This window comes from Limnobacter sp. (assembly GCF_046297615.1).
GTDB lineage: Bacteria > Pseudomonadota > Gammaproteobacteria > Burkholderiales > Burkholderiaceae_B > Limnobacter.
The window spans coordinates 1-20,498 of the sequence record NZ_JBKBHM010000004.1 but is presented as its reverse complement, the minus strand read 5'-3'; the positions used below and the strand labels follow the sequence as shown (position 1 = coordinate 20,498).

The 20,498-nt window shown below is 56.4% G+C and carries 19 protein-coding genes; 16 read left to right on the top strand and 3 right to left on the bottom strand.

What is annotated here, in order from left to right; all coding sequences use genetic code 11:
* Positions 1 to 213: a hypothetical protein gene (locus ACK4FF_RS09425; protein ID WP_409707960.1), complete on the bottom strand. Its 213-nt coding sequence runs from the start codon at positions 211 to 213 to the stop codon at positions 1 to 3.
* A 169-nt stretch (positions 214 to 382) separates the two neighbouring features.
* On the opposite strand from ACK4FF_RS09425, the gene ACK4FF_RS09420 reads away from it, so the two are divergent.
* A complete protein-coding gene (locus ACK4FF_RS09420; protein WP_409707957.1) occupies positions 383 to 1,351 on the top strand; it encodes an alpha/beta fold hydrolase in 969 nt (322 codons plus the stop codon).
* 220 nt (positions 1,352 to 1,571) lie between these two features.
* Positions 1,572 to 1,958, top strand: a complete 387-nt coding sequence (locus ACK4FF_RS09415; RefSeq protein WP_409707954.1) for a 5-carboxymethyl-2-hydroxymuconate Delta-isomerase — start codon at positions 1,572 to 1,574, stop codon at positions 1,956 to 1,958.
* A gap of 60 nt (positions 1,959 to 2,018) precedes the next feature.
* On the opposite strand, the gene ACK4FF_RS09410 is transcribed toward ACK4FF_RS09415, so the two are convergent.
* Together ACK4FF_RS09410 and ACK4FF_RS09405 are read right to left on the bottom strand one after the other, a co-directional pair.
* Positions 2,019 to 3,290: an NAD(P)/FAD-dependent oxidoreductase gene (locus ACK4FF_RS09410; RefSeq protein WP_409707951.1), complete on the bottom strand. Its 1,272-nt coding sequence runs from the start codon at positions 3,288 to 3,290 to the stop codon at positions 2,019 to 2,021.
* Positions 3,291 to 3,302: 12 nt separating this feature from the next.
* Positions 3,303 to 3,647, bottom strand: a complete 345-nt coding sequence (locus ACK4FF_RS09405) for a c-type cytochrome (RefSeq protein ID WP_409707948.1) — start codon at positions 3,645 to 3,647, stop codon at positions 3,303 to 3,305.
* Positions 3,648 to 3,858: 211 nt separating this feature from the next.
* Here ACK4FF_RS09405 and ACK4FF_RS09400 point away from each other — a divergent pair, with 211 nt between their 5' ends.
* The 14 genes from ACK4FF_RS09400 to ACK4FF_RS09335 all read left to right on the top strand — a co-directional run.
* Positions 3,859 to 6,915 carry a parallel beta-helix domain-containing protein gene (locus tag ACK4FF_RS09400; RefSeq protein ID WP_409707945.1) on the top strand — a complete coding sequence of 1,019 codons (3,057 nt, stop codon included), beginning with the start codon at positions 3,859 to 3,861 and terminating at the stop codon, positions 6,913 to 6,915.
* A 106-nt stretch (positions 6,916 to 7,021) separates the two neighbouring features.
* Complete coding sequence (locus ACK4FF_RS09395) at positions 7,022 to 7,576, top strand: DUF2796 domain-containing protein (RefSeq protein ID WP_409707942.1); 555 nt, start codon at positions 7,022 to 7,024, stop codon at positions 7,574 to 7,576.
* A gap of 13 nt (positions 7,577 to 7,589) precedes the next feature.
* Positions 7,590 to 8,288 (top strand): ABC transporter ATP-binding protein, encoded by a 699-nt coding sequence (locus ACK4FF_RS09390; protein ID WP_409707939.1) that lies wholly within the window; start codon positions 7,590 to 7,592, stop codon positions 8,286 to 8,288.
* Positions 8,285 to 9,580, top strand: a complete 1,296-nt coding sequence (locus ACK4FF_RS09385; RefSeq protein ID WP_409707936.1) for an ABC transporter permease — start codon at positions 8,285 to 8,287, stop codon at positions 9,578 to 9,580. The genes ACK4FF_RS09390 and ACK4FF_RS09385 overlap by 4 nt, the downstream gene beginning before the upstream one ends.
* Before the next feature lie 3 nt (positions 9,581 to 9,583).
* Positions 9,584 to 10,285 (top strand): DUF3299 domain-containing protein, encoded by a 702-nt coding sequence (locus tag ACK4FF_RS09380; protein ID WP_409707933.1) that lies wholly within the window; start codon positions 9,584 to 9,586, stop codon positions 10,283 to 10,285.
* Between the two features lie 180 nt (positions 10,286 to 10,465).
* Positions 10,466 to 11,473 carry an alpha/beta fold hydrolase gene (locus ACK4FF_RS09375; protein WP_409707930.1) on the top strand — a complete coding sequence of 336 codons (1,008 nt, stop codon included), beginning with the start codon at positions 10,466 to 10,468 and terminating at the stop codon, positions 11,471 to 11,473.
* A gap of 377 nt (positions 11,474 to 11,850) precedes the next feature.
* Entirely contained in the window at positions 11,851 to 13,032 is a 1,182-nt protein-coding gene (locus tag ACK4FF_RS09370) for a methyl-accepting chemotaxis protein (protein ID WP_409707927.1), read from the top strand.
* A gap of 28 nt (positions 13,033 to 13,060) precedes the next feature.
* Complete coding sequence (locus ACK4FF_RS09365; RefSeq protein ID WP_409707924.1) at positions 13,061 to 13,426, top strand: response regulator; 366 nt, start codon at positions 13,061 to 13,063, stop codon at positions 13,424 to 13,426.
* A gap of 25 nt (positions 13,427 to 13,451) precedes the next feature.
* Entirely contained in the window at positions 13,452 to 13,802 is a 351-nt protein-coding gene (locus ACK4FF_RS09360) for a lipid asymmetry maintenance protein MlaB (protein ID WP_409707921.1), read from the top strand.
* Positions 13,792 to 15,921, top strand: coding sequence for a chemotaxis protein CheA (locus ACK4FF_RS09355; protein ID WP_409707918.1), 2,130 nt, complete (start codon positions 13,792 to 13,794; stop codon positions 15,919 to 15,921). Before ACK4FF_RS09360 ends, ACK4FF_RS09355 begins: the two co-directional genes overlap by 11 nt.
* Positions 15,922 to 15,948: 27 nt before the next feature.
* Positions 15,949 to 18,138 (top strand): methyl-accepting chemotaxis protein, encoded by a 2,190-nt coding sequence (locus ACK4FF_RS09350; RefSeq protein WP_409707915.1) that lies wholly within the window; start codon positions 15,949 to 15,951, stop codon positions 18,136 to 18,138.
* Positions 18,139 to 18,152: 14 nt separating this feature from the next.
* On the top strand, positions 18,153 to 18,668 hold the full coding sequence (locus ACK4FF_RS09345; RefSeq protein ID WP_409707912.1) for a chemotaxis protein CheW: 516 nt from the start codon (positions 18,153 to 18,155) through the stop codon (positions 18,666 to 18,668).
* Positions 18,669 to 18,876: 208 nt separating this feature from the next.
* Positions 18,877 to 19,365, top strand: a complete 489-nt coding sequence (locus ACK4FF_RS09340) for a hypothetical protein (RefSeq protein WP_409707909.1) — start codon at positions 18,877 to 18,879, stop codon at positions 19,363 to 19,365.
* A gap of 39 nt (positions 19,366 to 19,404) precedes the next feature.
* On the top strand, positions 19,405 to 20,498 hold a 1,094-nt coding region (locus ACK4FF_RS09335), incomplete at its 3' end, for a HAMP domain-containing protein (protein ID WP_409707906.1).

Here is a 20,498-nt window from a genome sequence, read left to right as displayed (position 1 = left end):
TTAAAGCCCCAGAATTTTTTTGACTGCGCCGCGCAGCAGGAATGGAATGTGGCTGAGGGCGTCATCCATGCTTTTTTTCAGCACAGCGTCGTGTTGCTTGTGGGCTTGGTTCAGGTCGGCTGCGAGTTTTTTTTGATCGGCTGCGCTGAGCGCGTCCAGTTCGGGAATGGCTTGGCCCAAGGCTTGCGCCAGGGCGGGGTCCTGTTTGGGCATGTGTGTCTCCGTGCCATGGATTGTTGTTGTGACTTGTCGTTGCAGTGTAACGTTGAATTGCTGTTGGGCCGCCAAGGGAATTTCGAGTCTGTGCACCAATTTGCAGGGTGGATACCCGGGTTCTGGTGTAGAGTTTGCCGGTCTATGAACCAGCGCCCAGAGCACGGCCGTGAACGATTCAAACCAACAAGCCCAACCTTGCCCACCCGTCTACATCACCAAGTGGCCCGCTGAATCGGCCACGCTCGACCTGCGCGGACTGACAGCCCACACCTTGAGTTGGGGCCCAAGCCATGCGCCTTTGGTGGTGATGGTGCACGGCTGGATGGACATCGCAGCCAGTTTTCAGTTTGTCGTCGATGAATTGCTTGACCTCACGGGTGGGGCTTACCGCATCGTGTCCATGGATTGGCGTGGCTTTGGTTTGACCGACTGGCCGGTGGGCAGCGGCAGCCCCGGGGTGCGCTCCTACTGGTTTGCCGACTACCTGGCCGACTTGGACGCCTTGCTGGACACCCTGAGCCCTGAGCAACCCGTGCACCTGGTGGGGCACAGCATGGGCGGAAACCTGGCGCTGATGTATTCCGGCATACGGCCAGACCGCATTCGCAGTGTGGTGAATCTGGAAGGGTTTGGCATGAACGATGCCGAGCCCGACAAAGCGCCTGGCCGTTATGCCAAATGGCTCGACGAGTTGAAAACCCCCCATCGGCTGAAGCCCTACGCGGACTTGGCTGCCGTGGCCAAGCGCCTTCAAACCACCAATTTTCGGCTGCCCAATGACAAAGCGGCTTATTTGGCCCAACATTGGGCACGCAAGGACGAGGACGGTTTTCGCTTGCTTGGCGACCCTGCCCACAAGATCATGAACCCGATCGGCTACAGGCTGGCTGAAGCCCAGGCCATCTGGCGGGCCATCAAGGCGCCAGTGTTGCATGTGGAGGCTGCGCAAACTGAAGCCGGGCTTTGGTTGAGCAAGCCCGGGCAGCCTGTGGATTTCGATGAATTCAGAACCCGTTTTCACTGTATCGCCAACTGGCGTTTTCAAATGGTTGAGCAGGCCGGGCATATGCTGCATCATGACCAGCCGGCCCAAGTGGCCAGTTTGATTGCCGGCCACCTGGCGGCGGCCGCCTGACGGTGAGGTGGGGTCAGGCAAAAAAAGCAAAAAAAAACCGGCTTTTGTTGAAAGCCGGTTTAACCTTTCTCACAAGAGGAGAAGAGGAGACATGAGGTTGAGCACTGAACCAGCGCTCAATGTCGACATTGTCACTCTCACACTGCATTGCAGCAAGTTGTTTTGTAGGTAATTCCTACTAGAGCCCAGTTGAACTTTTACACCGTGGTGTCATACACGCATGCCCCAAGTCACAATTCAAACCAGCGGTAATTTGCGCCGCCTCGATCCAGATTGGTTGATGTTGCAAGTCAACCGGACCTTGCTGAACTCGGGCTTGTTCGTGGAAGCTGACTTAAAAATACGGGTGTTGCGTTGCGATGAGTTTCGCATAGGGGCTGACCAGTTCGACCCGGCGTTTCATGGCTTTGTGGCCGTCACCGTGGCGGTGCTCAGCGGGCGGGACTTCACGGTACGCGAACGTTTGGGCCAGATGGTGCAGCGCACGGTTGAGCGGTGTGTGCAGGAATGTGCCCAGTCCATGCAGGTTCAGGTCACCACCGAGGTGGTGGAGATTCAGCCTGAGATGTATTTCAAAACAGTGTTGGGTGGTTCGTCCCCTGCATAAAAAAACCGCTGGGCCCAAGTGCTGGGCGCCAGCGGTTTCAGTAGCCGCTATGGCTGTGTATCACACCAGGCTGTCGGCCCAGATGTTTTGAGCCCAACTCCAGGCGTAATGGCCTTCCAGCTCGGTTGGCCCGGTGGACACACCGCCTGACCCTTCCACGGTGAGGTAAGTTTTCTTCTCATCGTTGTAGAGGTGCACGCTGGCCACGTGAATCACTTCTGTGCTGTTGATGTAGCTGTAGCAGGTGTTGTTCAGCAGGGGTTGGGGGTTGGGTTCCCAACCACTGAGCTGAGACACGATGGCTGCCGCAGCCACTTTGCCGTGGTTGTTTGCCATGTGACCGCTTTTGGGCATCAACGGGGCAACCTGAATGGAATCGCCAATCACGAACACATTGGGCGCAACCTTGGACTCAAAGGTTTGGTAATTGATGTCTGCCCAGCGGCCGTTCAGGTTGGCGATGCCGGAATCCACGGCCAGTTTGCCCGCACGCATGTCCGGCAGAATGTTCAGGACATCGCCTTTGACCGGTTCGTCGAATTCAAACTTGACGGTTTTGGTGGCGCCATCGACAGCCACTACTTTCTGGTTGGGGCGGTATTCGAGGATGCCTTTGTACTGGCTTTCCCACACGCCTTTGAACAGTTTGCCCTTGGAGATGACGTCCGCATTGGCGTCCAGCACCAACACTTTGGACTTGGGCTTGTGCTGCTTGAAGTAGTTGGCCACCAGGCTGGCACGCTCGTAAGGCCCTGGGGGGCAACGGTAGGGGGCCAGCGGAATGCTCAGCACATAGGTGCCGCCGTCTTGAATGGCTTCCAGTTGTTTGCGAAGCAACAGGGTTTCCGGGCCTGCTTTCCAGGCTTGAACCGTCGCTTGACTGGCGTTGGCTGCCGCCAGGCCTTCAATTTTGTCGTGCATGAGGTCGATACCCGGTGACAGCACCAGCTTGTCGTAGGGCAGGGACTTGCCGGATTTCAACTTCACCGTGCGCTTGGCCACGTCGATGGACTCAACATAGTCCTTCACCACTTTCACGCCATGGTTTTTGGCCAAACCGGTGTAGGGGGTGGTGATTTCTTCGATTTTGCGAACGCCACCCACCACCAGGTTGGACATGGGGCAGGAAATGAAGCTGGCGTTGGGCTCAACCAAGGTGACCTCAACACGGCCTTTGGACAACAAGCGGATGTATTTGGCGGCTGTGGCACCACCGTACCCACCACCCACAATCACCACCTTGCCTTTGGCTGAGCCGGCGATGGCGGACAGGGGCATCGCGCCCATCAGGGACGCAATGGCGCTGCCCTGCAGAAATTCACGTCTTTGCATGGTGCGCTCCCCTCAGTCTTTTTTGCCAAGGTAATTGGCAATCAGGTCAATCTGTTCGTCGGTGTAGCCTTTGGCCAGTTGATGCATGACCGTGGCGGGGCGCTCGCCGGTCTTGAACCAGCGCATATTGGTCTTGATGTAGTCAACCGACAGGTTGGACAGGCCGCTGACGGCTGAACCGTTGACATTTTTGCCCTCGGTGCCGTGGCAGCCAGCGCAGGTGGCCGACAGTTGGGCGGCTTTCAGTTGGTCAGGACCGTTTTTATGGTCGTTGGCCAAGACGGATTGGGTGCACAGCAGCCCGAGGGCCATGCAGGCGCCAACGGACAGGCGCTTGGCGCTTGCCTTGTAAAACATAGGAAATCTCCCTTCTCTCATTGCGATGGTCTGGTCTGGTGCCAGATGAGCCCTGAATATGAGTGATCTCTCACATGGTGTCAATTGTCGTCTAGCTGACATTTAGGCACATCCGAACCCTGACCAGACTGGTACGACAGTATAGGCGAGCAGTATGGCCAGACAAACCAACAAAACTGAATAACAAAATACGGTAATGCAGAGGTTGAACATGCTGAATAGGAATGCGCTGAAGGTCGGCTCGCTGGCCCTGATGATGGCCCTTTTGCACGGGTGTCTGTCGTCCGGAGGAGACTCCGCGTCTGGCTCGGTCACCGACAGTGGTGGGGGCGGGGTAGTCACCCCAGCCGAATCCAATGGCCGGGTTTTTCTGATCAAGCCCGGGCCCAACGCCACCAAAGAGATGACCAGCGCCATGGTTCAGCTCAAGCCCAAAGACGTTTTGCGCTTTGATTGCGGCTTTTTCGACCTGAAAGACGGTATTTCAATCACTGCCACGGAGGACGTGACCATCGAGGGTTGCGGCATTAACGAGACTTTCCTCTCGTTCCGGGACAGTGTGGCCCAAGAGGGCTTTTTGGCCTCCAACGTGATGGGTGTGACGGTGAAAGACCTCACCGTGGGCGATTCGCCCGGTGACGCGTTCAAAATGAAGGGGGTGAACCACGGCAAATTGATCCGTGTCCGCGCCATTTGGAGTAGTGGCCGCAAAACGCCTCAGGAAGTACCGATTACCGCAGCCAACTTCAAACAGGCCGTGAAGGTGAAGTGTACCGACCCAGCGCGCCACAACCCGAGCAACCCCAACCCTCTGGAGCGTGACCACACCTCCCCAGACTACACCGTGTCCACGGCCTCGGGCCGCTATGGCATTTACCCGGTGCAGTCCCGCAATATTTTGGTGGAAGAGTCAGAGTCGATTGGTGCGTCCGACGCCGGCATTTATGTGGGCCAGACCAACATTGCGAAAATCCGCAAAAGCCGTGCGGCTTTCAACGTGTTCGGCTTCGAGATTGAAAACGTGCAGGACGGCGAGTATTCCGAGAACGTGGCCGAGTGCAACTCCGGCGGCTTCTTGGTATACGACCTGGACAACCTGACTCAGTATGGTTCCCGTTCGCGCGTGTACAAGAACATTGCCCGCAACAACAATACCTACAACTTTGCGGTGCCCGGTTCGATTGTGGCCAACGTGCCCCGGGGTTCTGGCCTGATTACCCTGGCCTACGACAAAATCGACATTTATGACAACGTGTTCGAGAACAACGGCACCGCAGGGATCATCCTGACCAGCTACGACATGCTGGGTGACCCGGGCGACCGCCGCATGGACGTGTATTCCGAAGCCGTCAATATTTTCAACAACACCTTCACCAACAACGGGAATGACTTGCCACAGCCCGATTTCGCCACCATCCTGGCCACCCAGGGTGCGCAGATCAGCAGTGCGTTCCCCATGATTGTGGGCTTGAAGAGCGCAGCTGGCGGTGGTGGTTACAGGGGTGCCCACGTGGTGTGGGATGGTTACCAGGACAAGCAGAACAAGAACTGCAAGCTGCCGCTGGACAAAAACGGCAAGCCTGTGGCGGTGGATGCCGATGGCAAACCCGTGCAGGGCAACAGCAACCCCAACCCGGACTGCCGTTACAACGCCTACAAATTTGACGCTGCGGGCAAGCGCAAGGTGCCAGCCTGGTGGTTCAGTTGTATCAACCCCAACAACAAGTTCGGCACGGACAGCCAGGCCTTTGCCAATTTCCACGGCACCCGTGGGCTTGACGCCTTGGTCAACCTGAACACCAATGACCCGACCAAGAACCTGTCTGTGGAATACATCAGCTCGATTGCTTCGGGCATTCCTTTGTTCCCGTCAAGTTTTGACCTCAAACCGCATGACTGTGCAACCGCCTATGGGGCTGACCTGCCACGCCTGCCGGACTTTGAATTTGAACCCTTCAAACCCAGTGGCCAGTTTGCGGCAGAACCTTCTGCTGAGGCTGTGAAGGCGCTGTGTGAGGTGCCCTTGAAAGCGGGTGTGGTGAACGAGGCTGCGTATGCGGTGAATTGCCCTGACTTGGCGCAATACAACCTGTTTGACAATGCGCAGGACCCGACCAGCAAGCCGAACGGGCAGGGTATGCCGTACGTGTTGAACAGCAAGCTGTTCACCGATTACTCCATCAAGCACCGGGTTATTTTCATTCCGAATGGCAAGAGCGCGCGTTTCCTGGCCGATGAAAGCCGCCGCGTTACCTCGACCATTGAATTCCCGGTAGGCACCATCATCGCCAAAACCTTCACCTTTGTGGACCAGCCCGCCAAACGGGAAACGCCCATGGAGACCCGTTTGTTGATTAAACGCCAGCGTACCGATGGACAGGTGTATTGGGAGTCGCTGGAGTACATGTGGCAAGACACCGGTGATGGCAAGCGCAAAGCCAGCTTGAACCAGGCCGGCGGCTTGGGCACTGCGTCTTGGGACTATGTGGATGTGGACTCTGGCCGCAGGCTCAAGGGTTCGACCAACGCTTACCTGTTCCCCAACAACAGCCAATGCGTGATCTGCCACGCCAACAACGACAAGGAGCCGGGTTCTTCACCCATCGGGCCCAAGCCACGCAACATGAACCGGGCGTACTTGAACGAGTCGCCCTTGGCGACCGGCCAGGCACAGCACCCAGTGACGGGCAAGAACCAGTTGAAGTTCATGTGCGATACCGGTTTGATGACCGGTTGCCCAAGCAGCTTCAATCTGGATGACCGGCAAGTGGCCAAAAACGTGAATCACATTCCCAAGTTTGACAAGCCGGGCGATTCAGGGTTTGCAGCCAACTCCAAGGCGGACATTGAAAGCCGGGCCAGGGCTTACCTTGAAGTGAACTGTGCCCACTGCCACAACGAGAATGGGCAGGCGTCCAACACGGGCTTCTATGTCGATGTGTTCCGCGCGGTGGACAGCACCTTCGGTATCTGCAAAAAGCCCACAGCCAGTGGCTCGGAAGGCCGTGGAAACCGCCTGTATGACATCCACCCCGGTGTGGCCAATGACTCCATCGTGCCTTATCGCATCGGGCCTGAGGCTACGACCTTGGCCGCCAAAATGCCACCGATTGGCCGCAGTGTGGTGCAGGAAGAGGCGGTGGCCTTGATCACCCAGTGGATCAACACCGTGGTGGACAGTTCCTACAAAAATGCGGACGCCTGTCAGGCTGCGCAGCAATCCAGCGGAGGGTTGCCCATTGTAGGCAAGTTGCCCCTGTTACCATAAGCGGGGGTGAAGAAGCGTTAGAAGTCTCCCCTTGCGGGAACCTCATCGCTTCTTCACGGTCAACTCGGTTTGGGCTTGTGCCCAGGCCATGAACGTGCAGAAGACGATGACGACACACCGCAAGGCTCTTTTTGTTCTGTTGACGGCATTCGCCGGTTCAGCATTGGCCCATTCGGGCGCCAAACACAAACACCAACACAACCACGATGCCCATGTGCATGGCGTTGCTCAGCTTGACGTGCTGGGGCAGGGCAACCGCGTGTCCGTCAGCCTTGAGTCGCCGTTGTTCAACCTGTTGGGTTTTGAACGCACGCCCAAAACTCAGGCTGAGAAGCTGTTGGCCAAACGGGCGGTAAGCAACCTGAGAAGTGACAACAATGTGCAGTTCAACCCGCAGGCGGGCTGCAAGATGGTAGACGCTGTCTTGAATTCGGCTGAACTCAACCCAAGCCAGGGCGACGAACCCAGTGATGACGGACATGCCGAATTCTGGATGCGTTGGGAGTTTGAATGCGACAACCCCAAGGCACTGGAGGCCCTGGAAGTCAAACTGTTCAAACAGTTCCCCAGGTTCACCGAACTGCGTGCTCAGTTGGTGCTGGACGGCCGCCAGGCGGGTGCCCGCTTGACCCCATCCAACCCAATTTTCAAGCTGCGCTGAGCGCATTGTCCCAATGACAGGCCCTGCCGTACTTGAGGTTCAAGACCTTCGGTTTGCCTACTCGGCCAATCCACGGGGCTGGTGTATCCAAAGCTTGCGCTTAAACCCCGGGGAAACGCTGTTCCTCCACGGCGAGAGTGGCAGTGGCAAAAGCACCGTGCTGAACCTGCTGGCTGGGGTATTGCGGCCAGATTCAGGGCAGATCGCTGTGTGTGGCCATGCCCTTGAGGGGTTGAGCGGAAGGGCTTGTGACCAATTGCGGGTCAATCACATGGGGTTTGTGTTCCAGCAGTTCAATTTGCTGGGTTACCTGACTGTACGGGCCAATGTGGAATTGCCCTGCCGGTTTTCCAATCAACGCCGTTTGGCCGCCGAGCAAGCCCATGGCAGTGTAGAACAAGCCACTTTGGCCCTGCTGGGCCGTTTGGGCATGGCGGAATACGCGGGCAGGCTGGCATCACGATTGTCGGTAGGTCAACAACAACGGGTGGCCTTGGCCCGAGCCTTGATTGGTTCACCCGCACTGATTTTGGCCGACGAGCCCACCAGTGCACTGGATGAAGGACACCAAAGCCGTTTCATGGACCTGCTGTTGCAGCAGGCCCGCCAGCAGGGCACAGCGGTGGTGTTTGTCAGCCACGACCAGCGTTTGAGGCAGGCCTTTGACCGGGCTCAAGCCATGAGCCTGTGGCAGGCCGGGGGTGCCGCATGAGGCTGATTGCCCAATTGGCGTGGCGCAGCGCTTGGTCGCGCCGTGGCAGCCTAGCCTTGCTGGTGTTGAGCATTGCCACCAGCACCGTGTTGTTTCTGGGGCTGGACCTGATCCGCCAAAGTACCCGCAGCAGTTTTGCCAATGCAGTGTCGGGCACCGACTTGATAGTAGGGGCCCAAAACAGTGGTGTGTCCTTGTTGCTATACAGCGTGTTCAGGCTGGGCGAGGCAGCGCCCAACATGCCGGTCGAGGTGATCACCGAACTGCGCAAAGACCCTCGGGTGGCCTCGGTTATTCCGATTGCCTTGGGCGATTCCTTCCAGGGGTTTCCGGTGGTGGGCACTGAAGCAGTTTATTTTGAGGCTTTTCGGTTTGGTCAGGGGCAAGGGCTGAGTTTCGCCAAAGGCCAGGCGTTTTCAGATTACAAGCCCGGTATGCCCGCCGGCGCCCTGTTTGATGCGGTAGTAGGTTCTGAAGTGGCCCGGCGTTTGAACCTCGGCTTGGGCGATTCATTGGCCTTGACCCACGGCGTGAGCCTGGAAGGGCTCAGCCATGCCGACAAGCCTTTTCAGGTCGCAGGCGTACTGGCCCCCACTGGCACCCCTGTAGACCGAAGTGTGCACATCAGCCTGCAAGGCATGGACGCCATTCATTTGGATTGGGCAGCGGGTGTGCCCGTGAAAGGGGCTGCCATACCCGCAGAGCTGTCGACTCGTTTTGACGTGCAGCCCAAATCAGTGACAGCCGCCTTGGTGTCGTTGAAAAGCCGGGCCCTGGTATTTCGGGTTCAGCGCAGCCTTGAGAACCACCCTGATTTTTCATTGACAGCACTGCTGCCGGGTGTAGCCCTGTCCACCCTGTGGGACACGGTGGGCCAAATGGAGCGGCTGTTGGCGGGGGTTTCTGCCCTGGTGGCGATGGTCAGTGTGCTGGGGTTGACCAGCGTGATGCTGGTGACCTTGGGGCAGCGCCGCCGTGAACTCGCCGTGTTGCGCTCAGTGGGTGCCGGGCCTGGCCTGATTGTGGCGCTGTTGCAGATGGAGGTGGCTTTGGTGATGCTGACCGGCTTGGGGGGTGGGATACTGCTCACGCTGGGCTTGACCACCGCAACAGCTCCTTGGGTGCAAGGTTGGGCGGGCGTACAGTGGGTGGGCTTTGCCCAGTTGCACCTGGCGTGGTGGATGCTGGCTGGCTTTTTGGCCACAGGGCTTCTCTTGGGTTTGCTGCCCGCGTGGCTGGCTTATCGACGACAATTACAAGATGGTTTGAGCCCCGGTGCGGGCGGAGTGTGAGGGATGAACAACAAAGAAATGATCAAACAGATTGTGATCGGCGTTTTGCTGATGGCCCTGGGGTACGGTGTCACCACCTGGATGATCGGCGGCTTTTCCAGCAAAACCAGCAGCGCCAGCCCGGAGCTGGACAAAGCGCTGGCAGCCCTGTCCAGGGGCGATGTACCCAACACCGACCCCAACTACCAAGTGGGTCAGCAAGTGGGCGAGGGTAATACCGGGGCAATAAACCCGCCCCCCAGCATCGACGCTGCGTTCAAGAGTGTGGAATGGGATGCGCTGATTCCCGAGAAATGGGACCCAATGTCTGCGTTTCGGGGCATGAACTTCGCTGACCTCAAGGATAACGACCCCAAAGCCCAAGAGGCCTTGAACGCCATGCGCAAAGCGTGGAATGAAGCCCCCATCAACCCGACCATGAATGGTCGCAAAGTGAGTATTCCTGGGTTTGCCATTCCTGTGGAGCAAAGCGACAAAGGCGTGTCCGAGTTTCTTCTGGTGCCTTATTTCGGGGCTTGTATTCACACGCCGCCTCCGCCAGCCAATCAAATCATCCATGTGAAACTGGCCAAGCCTGAACCGGCCATTGGGTCCATGCAGCCTTACTGGGTGTGGGGCGAGCTGCGCACCCAGCGGGTGAGCAATGAGCTGGGCGACGCAGCCTATCAAATCGTCGCGCAAGGCCTGCTGCCTTACGGCAACTAAGGCCAATCGCGCACCCTGTCACGGGGCTTACACAAATTAGGGAAAACCTTCGGAAAATAGTGGTTGACGAACGCACTGCAACATCACTACCTTTACATCGCTCAATGATACATTGATGTAACCAAACAAACGTTTGACCAAATTCAGGTCGGCAGTGAGGAGTTGTAGATGGGCAGTTCGATGAATCAGTCACAGTGGTCTGGCGTGCAGCATCATCTGGAACGTGCGTTCTTGGAAGATGTCGGCCCCAAGTACCTGCTCAATGCCCGGCCACCGCATGGCCTGAAAATCCGTCAATGGCGGCCCAAGTCCACAGTCCACCTCATCAATCACCTGCACAGCGGGGTGTCCGGCCTGAAGCGCCGCAGCGCCCGTGTGGGCGACCACAAGCTGGTGTGGCTGGAAGGCGGTGTGGGCCATGGTGCTCCGGTCGTGTTGTTGCACGGCTTTGCCTCCAACAAGGAAAACTGGCTGTCACTGGTTCCCTTTTTGGTAAAAACCCACCGCTTGTTTATTCTGGATTTGCCCGGTTGGGGTGAAAGCGAATTCAACGCCAATCTGTCTTATAGCCTGGATGAGCAGGTCAGCCGGGTGGCGCAATGGATTGCAATGCACGTGGGGCAACCGGCCCATGTGGTGGGCAACTCTGTCGGCGGCTTGATCACCGCCCTAATGGCTGGCCGCCACCCAGACCTCTTTTTGTCCGCTTGCCTGATGAACCCGGCCGGGGGCAAAGGTGTGGGCCACACCCGGTTTGAACTGGGCCTGACCCGTGGACGCAACCCCATGATTGTGGAAAGCCTGGCCGGTGCCCATGGCTTGATGCGTTTGGCCATTCACAACCGGGCCATTGCCCTGGCCTTGGCGCCCATCATGGCCCGCGATCTGATTCACCGTCGCCACGTGAACCGTCACCTGTTTCACCAAATGCTGATCAACCCACCCAGCACAGAATTGCCTGGCATGGCGGCCAATACCAAGCCAACGCTGATCATGTGGGGCAAGGAAGACGGGCTGGTGCATTTCACGGGTGCCTTCACTTACCAGACCATCGTGCCCCATGCCCAACTGGTGCTGTTTGACGATGTGGGCCACCTTCCCATGGTTGAGGTCCCCCTCAAAACCGCACGGGCCTTGAACGTGTTTTGGGCTCAGGCCATGGATACAGCCAAGGCTGGTGCGGCCTGAAGTTGTCGTCTTACCCCCTGTATTGATTAACAAATACAGGGGGAATTTGCCCTTCTATTCCCCCAATTCCTAAGCGGTTAATTGACCGACACTGATTCAAACGCCCGATACGGGCCCTTGAACCAGTGGAGCGTCAACCGTGAATCACCGGAATTCTTCTTCTGACAAGCTGACAAGCCAATGGTGGTTTGTTGGCTTGCACTCGCCTTTGGTTTGGCTGTGGAGCTGGACTGTCAATGCTTTCGAATCAGGTTGGTATGAGGCCTTGGAGTCTTCAGCCTGCAACACTGAGCGGCCAGGGTGCCCAGTGTTGAAGTTGGCCCAACAGTGTAAGGAGGGCATTGCAGAGCGCGATCAATCAACGGAGGCCTTGGCCCATGAACGGACCCGTTGAACATCGGCCCCAATGGCCTCTTCAAGTGTTGACGGGGGGGCTCGCGGCAGGGGCTGCGGCTTCGGTCATGATCAACCAGAGCGACTGGATCACTGCGGTGGGTGTGACCGTGAGTGGACTGGCCGCTTTCGGCCTGGGCTTCTTGCTTCGTAAACGCCCCGAACCAGCCAAGGCCGAGCTGACACTGTCTGGTGCTGTACATGATGGTTTTGATGCGGACAGTGTGAGCGGTCTGCCCGTCCAGTTTCAAAGCATGTCCCGTGACTGGTTGCCAACTCTGAACGTTCAACTCACCACTGCAAACCGGCAGATGGAAGACGGCATCGTCTGTTTGACCGAAGCTTTTGGCGGCTTGCATCAGCAGCTCAATGGCATTGTGAGTCAAGCGTCAGAAGCGGTGAATGTACTTGGTGGAACGACCCATCACGAAGGTGGATTGGCGGTCAGCGTGTCGCGCGAGCTGGACAACATGCTCACGCAGATTCGTTCCTCCATGCAGGACAAACTCAGCCTCATGAACGAGGTGAGGGGCTTCATCAACTCAACCGATGAACTGGCCCGCATGGCTGAATCGGTGGAAAAGCTGGCTGCGAAAACCAACCTTCTGGCTTTGAATGCGGCCATTGAAGCGGCCCGCGCCGGCGAGAACGGACGGGGCTTTTCCATTGTGGCCGACGAGGTGCGCAAGCTGTCGATGTTGTCTGCAGACACGGGTGTGCGTATTCGCGAACGAGTGCAAGCCATCTCGCAGGCCGCCAAGAATGCCAGTGATGGTGCCGGGCGTATCCAAGCGAGTGATGAAAGCCTCTTGGGGAATGCTGAGCACACTGTGGAACGTGTAGTGCAGCAGTTCGATTTGGCCGCCAAGCCCTTAAAAAAGGTCAGCGAAGACATTGTGGCCAGCACTCGCAGGGTGTCAGGCAGCCTGAATGATGCCGTGGTGCATTTCCAGTTTCAGGACCGAGTCTCACAGATTCTGGGCCATGTACAAACCAGCCTTGGCGTGCTCAAAACCCAACTGGAGCAAGGCCCCCAATTCCTGAATGCCTCGGTTCTGCTTGAGGAACTTCGAAGAAATTACACCATGGCGGAAGAACGGATCAACCATGGGCAAGCCGAGTCTGAGGGCAGTGCCAAAGCCAGCGACGATTTGACCTTTTTTTGAACACCGTAGTGGGTGAAGCGAGAGAACAATGAGCAAAACTGTATTGATCGTGGATGACTCCACCTCCTTGCGCCAAGTGGTTGCCATGACCCTGAAAAGCCAGGGCTTTGATGTGCTGGAAGGCTGTGATGGCAAAGACGCGTTGACCAAACTCGACGGTCGAAAAATCAGCCTGATTGTCAGCGACCTGAATATGCCCAACATGGACGGTCTGACCTTTGTGCGTGAGGTGAAAAAACTGGCCAACTACAAGTTTGTGCCCATCATCATGCTGACCACAGAGACAGATGACAAACTCAAACAGGAAGGGCAGGCCGCTGGCCTGAAAGCCTGGATGGTTAAGCCTTTCAAACCTGAACAGATGTTGGCTGCGGTCAACAAACTGGTGGCTTGAGCCACAGCGAACGCAGGAGAACCCAATGACGGATTTCCTCTCTCCCGATGCCTTGCAGAATGAGCAGGCTGGTGCGGAACAACCCCACCGCTTGCTGCTTGAGGGCTTGACCATTGCTCAGTGTGCACACCTGCACGAACAAATCCGCAATGTGATTGTGTTGGGCAGTGAAGTGGTATTGGACCTGACCCAATGTGAAGACGTGGACACAGCAGGGCTTCAGCTGTTGCTGGCTATCCAGAACGACCCTGAGGTGTCCCTGAAGGTGCATTGGACTGGATGGAGTGCAACCCTGGCCGCCAAGGCGGAACGTCTTGGGATGACTTCGTGGCTCAATGCAGGCCGACTGCTGGAGGAAACCCACCATGACCTTTGAGTTGGATCTGGCGTCTGCCCGTGGTGTCTTTTTCACTGAAGCACGGCAATTGTTGTCTGAAGTCGAAAGCTATGTACTTGAGCTTGAGCAAAATCCGACTGATCACGATGTTTTGAATGCGGCCTTCCGTGCAGCGCACACCATCAAGGGCAGTGCAGGTGTGTTCGGCTTGCAGGTGATCACGCATTTTGTACACACTTTGGAAACAGTGCTGGACCGTGTGCGCAATGGTGAAATTGTCTTCGATGCCACCATGAGTACCCTGGTGCTGGAGTGTCGGGACCATATTGCTGAACTGGTAGACTCAATTGAGGCAGGCGCAGACCCCGAGCGGGTTGACGATTCCCTGGCTGGCCCTGAGCAGGCATTGACCCGCAGGCTGCAGGCCTACTTGCCGGACGAGCACGGAGTGACCACAGCTTCACAGCCTGCCAGTGCCCCGTCTGTGAGTGTTGCTCAGCATACTCCTCAACGTTGGCGCTTGGAATTGAGCCTTGGCCGAACCACCCTCATGGACGGGTTTGACCCATTGCCCATCCTGAACTACCTGTCAGCTTACTGCGTGCTTGAGCGGGTTGAGCCATTGCTGGAGCAACTGCCTCCATTCTCGGACATGGACCCCGAGGCCTGCTATTTGGGTCTGCGGATTGAGTTGACCTCGGAAAAAACAAGAGAAGAGATTCTCGATGCCTTCGAGTTCATGTCCGAAGACAGCCGTGTGGACCTTAAGCCCGTGCAACAGCACACCGACGAAAAGTCTGACATCGCGCCCCTGGGCAATGCCCTTGCGGAAACATCGTCGCCTGCACTAGTTCCAGCTGCGGGTCCAGTGCCCTCAACCCAGGCCAACAAGGCCCGAACAGGCAACCGTATTCCAGCCAGCAGCCCCTTCATTCGAGTCCCGTCCGACAAGTTGGATGCGCTGATCAATCTGGTGGGCGAACTGGTGATTGCCAACGCTGGCACGGTTGAACAGGCCAAGCAATTACACAACAGCTCCATGTTGGAGGCCACCAGTGCGGTGGCCAGCCTCATTGAGGAAATACGCGATGGGGCCTTGGGCCTGCGCATGGTGCAGATTGGTGAAACCTTCCAGCGCTTCCAGCGTGTGGTGCGCGACACCTCCATGGAGCTGGGCAAGCAAATTCAGCTTGAAATCACCGGCGAAGACACCGAGTTGGACAAGTCGGTGGTCGAGAAAATTGGCGACCCGTTAATGCATTTGGTCCGCAATGCCTTGGACCACGGCCTTGAAACCCCGGAAGTTCGTCAGGCTGCAGGCAAGTCGCCCACAGGCAAACTGGGTTTGCATGCCTACCACGACAGTGGTCACATTGTGATTGAGGTGTCGGACGATGGCCGTGGCTTGGTGCGCGAGAAAATTGTTCGCAAAGCCATTGAAAAGGGCATCATCACCAGCGAGCAAACTCTCAGCGACGCGGAAGTGAACATGCTCATTTTCGCGCCGGGTTTCTCCACTGCGGACAAGGTCACAGACATTTCAGGCCGCGGTGTGGGCATGGACGTGGTGAAGAAAAACATCGAGGCCTTGCGCGGCTCTGTGCAAGTACGCTCCAAGCCCGGCCAAGGCTGTGTGTTCGAGATTCGCCTGCCCCTGACCTTGGCCATCATCGATGGTTTCATGATCGGTGTTGGCGGTGCGGTGTATGTGATTCCGCTGTCGTTTGTCCGCGAGTGCCTTGAACTTCCTCCGGGTGCCTTGGGCGATGACGACCGCATGGACATTCATTACGACCTTCGGGGTGAGTTTCTTCCCTGTGTTCGTTTGCGCAAAGTGTTTCAGTGCAACAGCCCGAGGCCGCGCCGTGAAAACATCATTGTGGTCAGCTTTGGCGGTATCAAGGCGGGGATTGTGGCCGACCAATTGCTCGGTGAATCACAAACCGTGATCAAGCCCTTGGGCAACCTGTTCGAGGTGAACCGGGCCATCAGCGGAGCCACAATTCGCGGCAATGGTGATGTGGCCTTGATCATCGACATTCCCAAGCTGATTACCGAGGTCAGCTCAATTACCACCCAGCTTCAAGCTGAGCGAAACAACCCCAACTCATCCTGTCTTTCATCTGCTGGCCCTGCGAAGGGCGTGGTGCCAGCCTGACCCTATACGTTAAAGGAAAACTACAACATGGGTGCATTCGATTTTCTGAAAAGCGGTCAACTCACCACGCTGGCTGATCAACTGGACACCATTTTGTCCACCTTGCGAACCGGTCAGGAAGGCCAGGTTCAACCTCTGCCCGTGCAGTCGTTGAGCGGTGATGTGCTGGCTGTGGTGAACAAAATCAACGAGATGATCGCCAGCGTGAATGAACGCAGTCGTCAGGTTGAAGACCATGTCACCAAAAGCCTTCACCAGCTCTGGAAGAAAGACACCCTTAAAGGGGCCAGTGATGCGCTGTCTGCCCCGCTGCGGGATGCATTCCGAAAACTGGAGGCTGAAAATACTTTTGCCCAGCGGCAAGTGCAGGCCTTGGACAGTGTGGCCACCAATGTGATGATTGCCGACGCAGACTACAACATTGTGTATGTCAACAATTCACTGGCCAAAATGCTGGTGGAAGCAGAAACCGACATCAAGAAAGATTTGCCTCAGTTCGATGCCCGAAAAATTCTGGGCGCCAACATTGATGTGTTCCACAAAGTGCCCAGTCATCAGCGTGGCATGTTGGCCCGCCTGCGCGATGCTTACAGCACCAACCTGGCCATCGGCTCTCGCCACTTCAACCTCTTGGTCACCCCCGTGTTTGATGCCTCTGGCATCCGAGTGGGCACAGTGGTGGAGTGGAAAGACCGCACCGCCGAAGTTCAACTTGAGCAGCGCGAACGTGAGCGCGCTGCCATGGAACGCCAAGCGGCACTGGAAAACCTGTCCATCCGCATTGCGCTGGACTCGGTGACTACCAACGTAATGATTGCCAACAACGATGGCGTGATCACTTACCTGAACAACTCTTTGAATTCGATGTTGACGCGCAATGAAGAGATGATTCGCAAGAATCTGCCCAACTTCAATGTGCGCAAACTGATCGGCGCCAACATCGACGTATTCCACAAGAATCCGTCCCACCAGCGCAACCTGTTGGCCGGTTTGACTTCCTCGTTCCGTACGGCCATCAAGGTCGGTGAGCTCAGCTTCCGGCTGATTGCCTCCCCTGTGGTGAATGAAGAAGGCGAACGCCTAGGCACTGTGGTGGAATGGAGCGACCGTACTGCTGAAGTGGCCATTGAAAATGAAATCTCCGGCATTGTGGGTAAAGCCTCGGAAGGCGATTTCTCCGAACGCATCCGCGAAGACGACAAGGACGGCTTTTTGAAGGCGCTCGCCTTGAATGTCAACAACCTGCTGGGTACTACTGCAGTGGGCCTTGAGGATGTAGGCCGTGTACTGAAGTTGTTGGCCCGTGGGGACATGACCCAGAAAATCACTGCCAACTACAAAGGCTTGTTTGGTGAAGTGAAAGACGACGTCAACATGACCATTGACCGCCTTCGTGATGTGATTGAAGAGGTGCGCGGCAATGCCGATTCGCTGACCAACGCCGCCCGTGAGATTTCAAAAACCTCACAAAGCCTGTCGCAGGGCGCCAGCAGCCAGGCTGCAGGGGTTGAAGAGGTCAGCGCCAGCATTGAGCAGATGGCCGGTTCCATCAAACAGAACAGCGACAACAGCCGAGTGACTGACCAAATTGCCACCAAGGCCGCTGACGAGGCCAAGGAAGGCGGGCGTGCAGTGACTGAGACCGTCAATGCCATGAAGGCGATTGCGGACAAGATCGGTATCGTCGATGACATCGCTTACCAAACCAACCTGTTGGCGCTGAACGCGGCCATTGAAGCGGCCCGAGCCGGTGAACATGGCAAAGGGTTTGCTGTGGTGGCTGCCGAAGTGCGAAAACTCGCTGAACGCAGCCAGGTGGCCGCCCAGGAAATTGGTGACTTGGCCGGCAGCAGTGTGAAACAGGCAGAGCGGGCAGGGGACTTGCTCGAGGAAATGGTTCCAGCCATCAACCGTACCTCGGACCTTGTGCAGGAAATTACCGCAGCCAGCAATGAGCAAACCAACGGCGTCGCCCAGATCAACCAAGCCATGATGAGCCTGAACCAACAGACCCAGCAAAATGCCGCCGCGTCTGAAGAATTGGCGGCCACAGCCGAGGAAATGAGCAACCAGGCGGGTATGTTGATCAAGGCAATGAGTTTCTTTGACACCGGCACCGTGTTGACTTCAGCCAGGGGCCATGTCAACCGGGCACCGACCGGTGTTAGGGCTGCCACTGGCCGCACCGATGGTTTCGATCAGTTTGATGAATTTTGAAGGCGGAGGCTTTTATGCAGAATGTACAGGCTCAACTTGAACAGGCCTTGATGACTGACAGTGCCAGTCATCAGTACTTGACTTTTCAGGTCAAGGATCAGCGGCTGGCAGTAGAGATTCTTCGGATCAAGGAAATCATTGAATTTGGCCGAATCACCGTAGTACCGATGATGCAGCAATGCATCAGTGGTGTGATCAACCTCAGGGGGTCAGTGGTGCCTGTCGTGGACCTCAGTGCCCGATTCAATCAGGGTGTGACTCAGGCCAATCGCCGCACGTGTATCGTCATCCTTGAAAGCCAGCTTAACGAGGAGACGCAAGTGGTTGGCTTCATGGTGGATGCAGTCAATGCCGTGGTGGATATTCCTGAGGATTCAGTGGCCCCGCCACCGCAGTTCGGGGCTGGCATTCGCACCGATTTCCTGCGCGGAATCGGCAAAGTTGATGATGAATTCGTGCTGGTGTTGCATGTAGAACGCCTGCTGGATTTCGACATCCCCAGCGAGCTGGAGGAAGCTGCTGCTGTCTAGGTGATTGTTGAAGTAGGACCCCGCCAAAAGGTGAATCTGTGCTGGACAGATTCACCTTTTTTTATTGGTGAGCCTCAAGGCTTGTGGTGGAGGTATTCGACAAAATGTAAAAGGGTTTTTTTGCCTCATTTCAAGCATTGGACTAGCCCTAAAGGGTGACAAGCTAGTGGCATGGTTTTTCAGCCGATTACTGTCGCGGAGCTTGCACATGAAACTGTTTAAATTTCAATCGGATCAGCAGTTTGTACGACTGGGTCATGCAGTCGATTCACTGTTGAGCGGTGAGGGGGGCAACCTGGATGAACTTATCCAAGGCATGCCTGAGATGGTTCGCCCGATGTTGGCGAAAATTCAGGATCGCCTGCGCGCTGAAGAAGCCGCCGCCCAAATCGAGCGGCAGCGCTTCAAAACATTGATTGAGCAACTCGGTAAGGATGATGCCCAATGGCGCACCGATTGCCCTGAAGCCTTGTTGGCCCCTGTCGAAAGTCTGGCTGAAAAAATCAAGGTGTTGAGAACGCGCGATGCAGCCTTGAACCTGGTGGACAGCAAAATCATGATTGCTGACAACAACCGGGTATTGAACTATTGCAACCAGTCGGCGAACCGCCTGTTGGAAGAATCCAAGTCCGAACTCACCAAACGCCTGGGCAACTTCCGATTGGAAGAAATGATGGGCGGCTCGATTGACCGATAACACAAAAACCCCCAGCAAACCGCCGACATTTTGCGCCAGATGACTGGCCCGAAAGAGGTGACTCTGCGGTTCGGCGACAAGGATTTCCGCCTGCGCGTTCAGCAATTGGCGGACCCCAGTGGTCAGCGCCTTGGCATGATGGCCGAGTGGGTTGATATCACCGAAGAGCGCACCGCCACCCAGGAAATCACTGATCTCGTTGAGAGCATCCGACAAGGGGTTCTGACCCGGCGTATTGATCTGGAAGGCAAATCGGGCCTGTTGCAGTTGTTGGGTGGTCAGATCAACGCCGCGCTTGACGCAGTGATCAGCCCTTTGCGTGTGGCCGCCAATTACGTGGAAAGAATTTCCAGAGGTGACATTCCTCAGCCAATCACCGATGACTACAGCGGCGACTTCAATGACATCAAGAACAACCTGAACGCCCTGATCAGCAATCTGAACGTGTTTGTGGCCTCACAGATTGAGATGAAGGAGCGTCATGATGCAGGTGACATTGACCACATCATCAATGTTCAACAGTTCCAAGGCGTCTATGGGCACATGGCCAATATGGTCAATGAACTGGTTCAAAGCCACATCAAGGTGAAAATGCATGTGGTGGATGTGGTGTCCCAATTTGCCCTGGGTAATTTCGACATTGACATTGACCGATTGCCCGGCAAGAAGGCCCAGATTACCGCCGCCATCGACAAGGTGAAAGCCAGTTTGCAATCCATCGCCGTGGAGGTCATGAAGCTTTCAGAGGCCGCAGCCCGGGGCGAGCTGAGCTACCGCGCCGATACAAGTCAGTTCTCCTTCATGTTCAAGAAGATGATTGAAGGGGTCAACCAGACGATCGACTCTATCGTCGGCCCACTGAACGTGGCAGCGAACTACGTAGACCGTATTTCCAAGGGTGACATTCCCGAAAAGATCACGGACAACTACAACGGCGACTTCAACACCATCAAGAACAACTTGAACCGTGCGATTGACGCGGTGAACAAGATGATTGCGGATGCGAACATGTTGAGCAAAGCTGCGGTGGATGGACTGTTGTCCACCCGTGCAGACGCCAGCCAGCACGAAGGCGACTTCCGCAAGATTGTGCAGGGCGTTAACGAAACCCTGGACGCGGTGATCAACCCGCT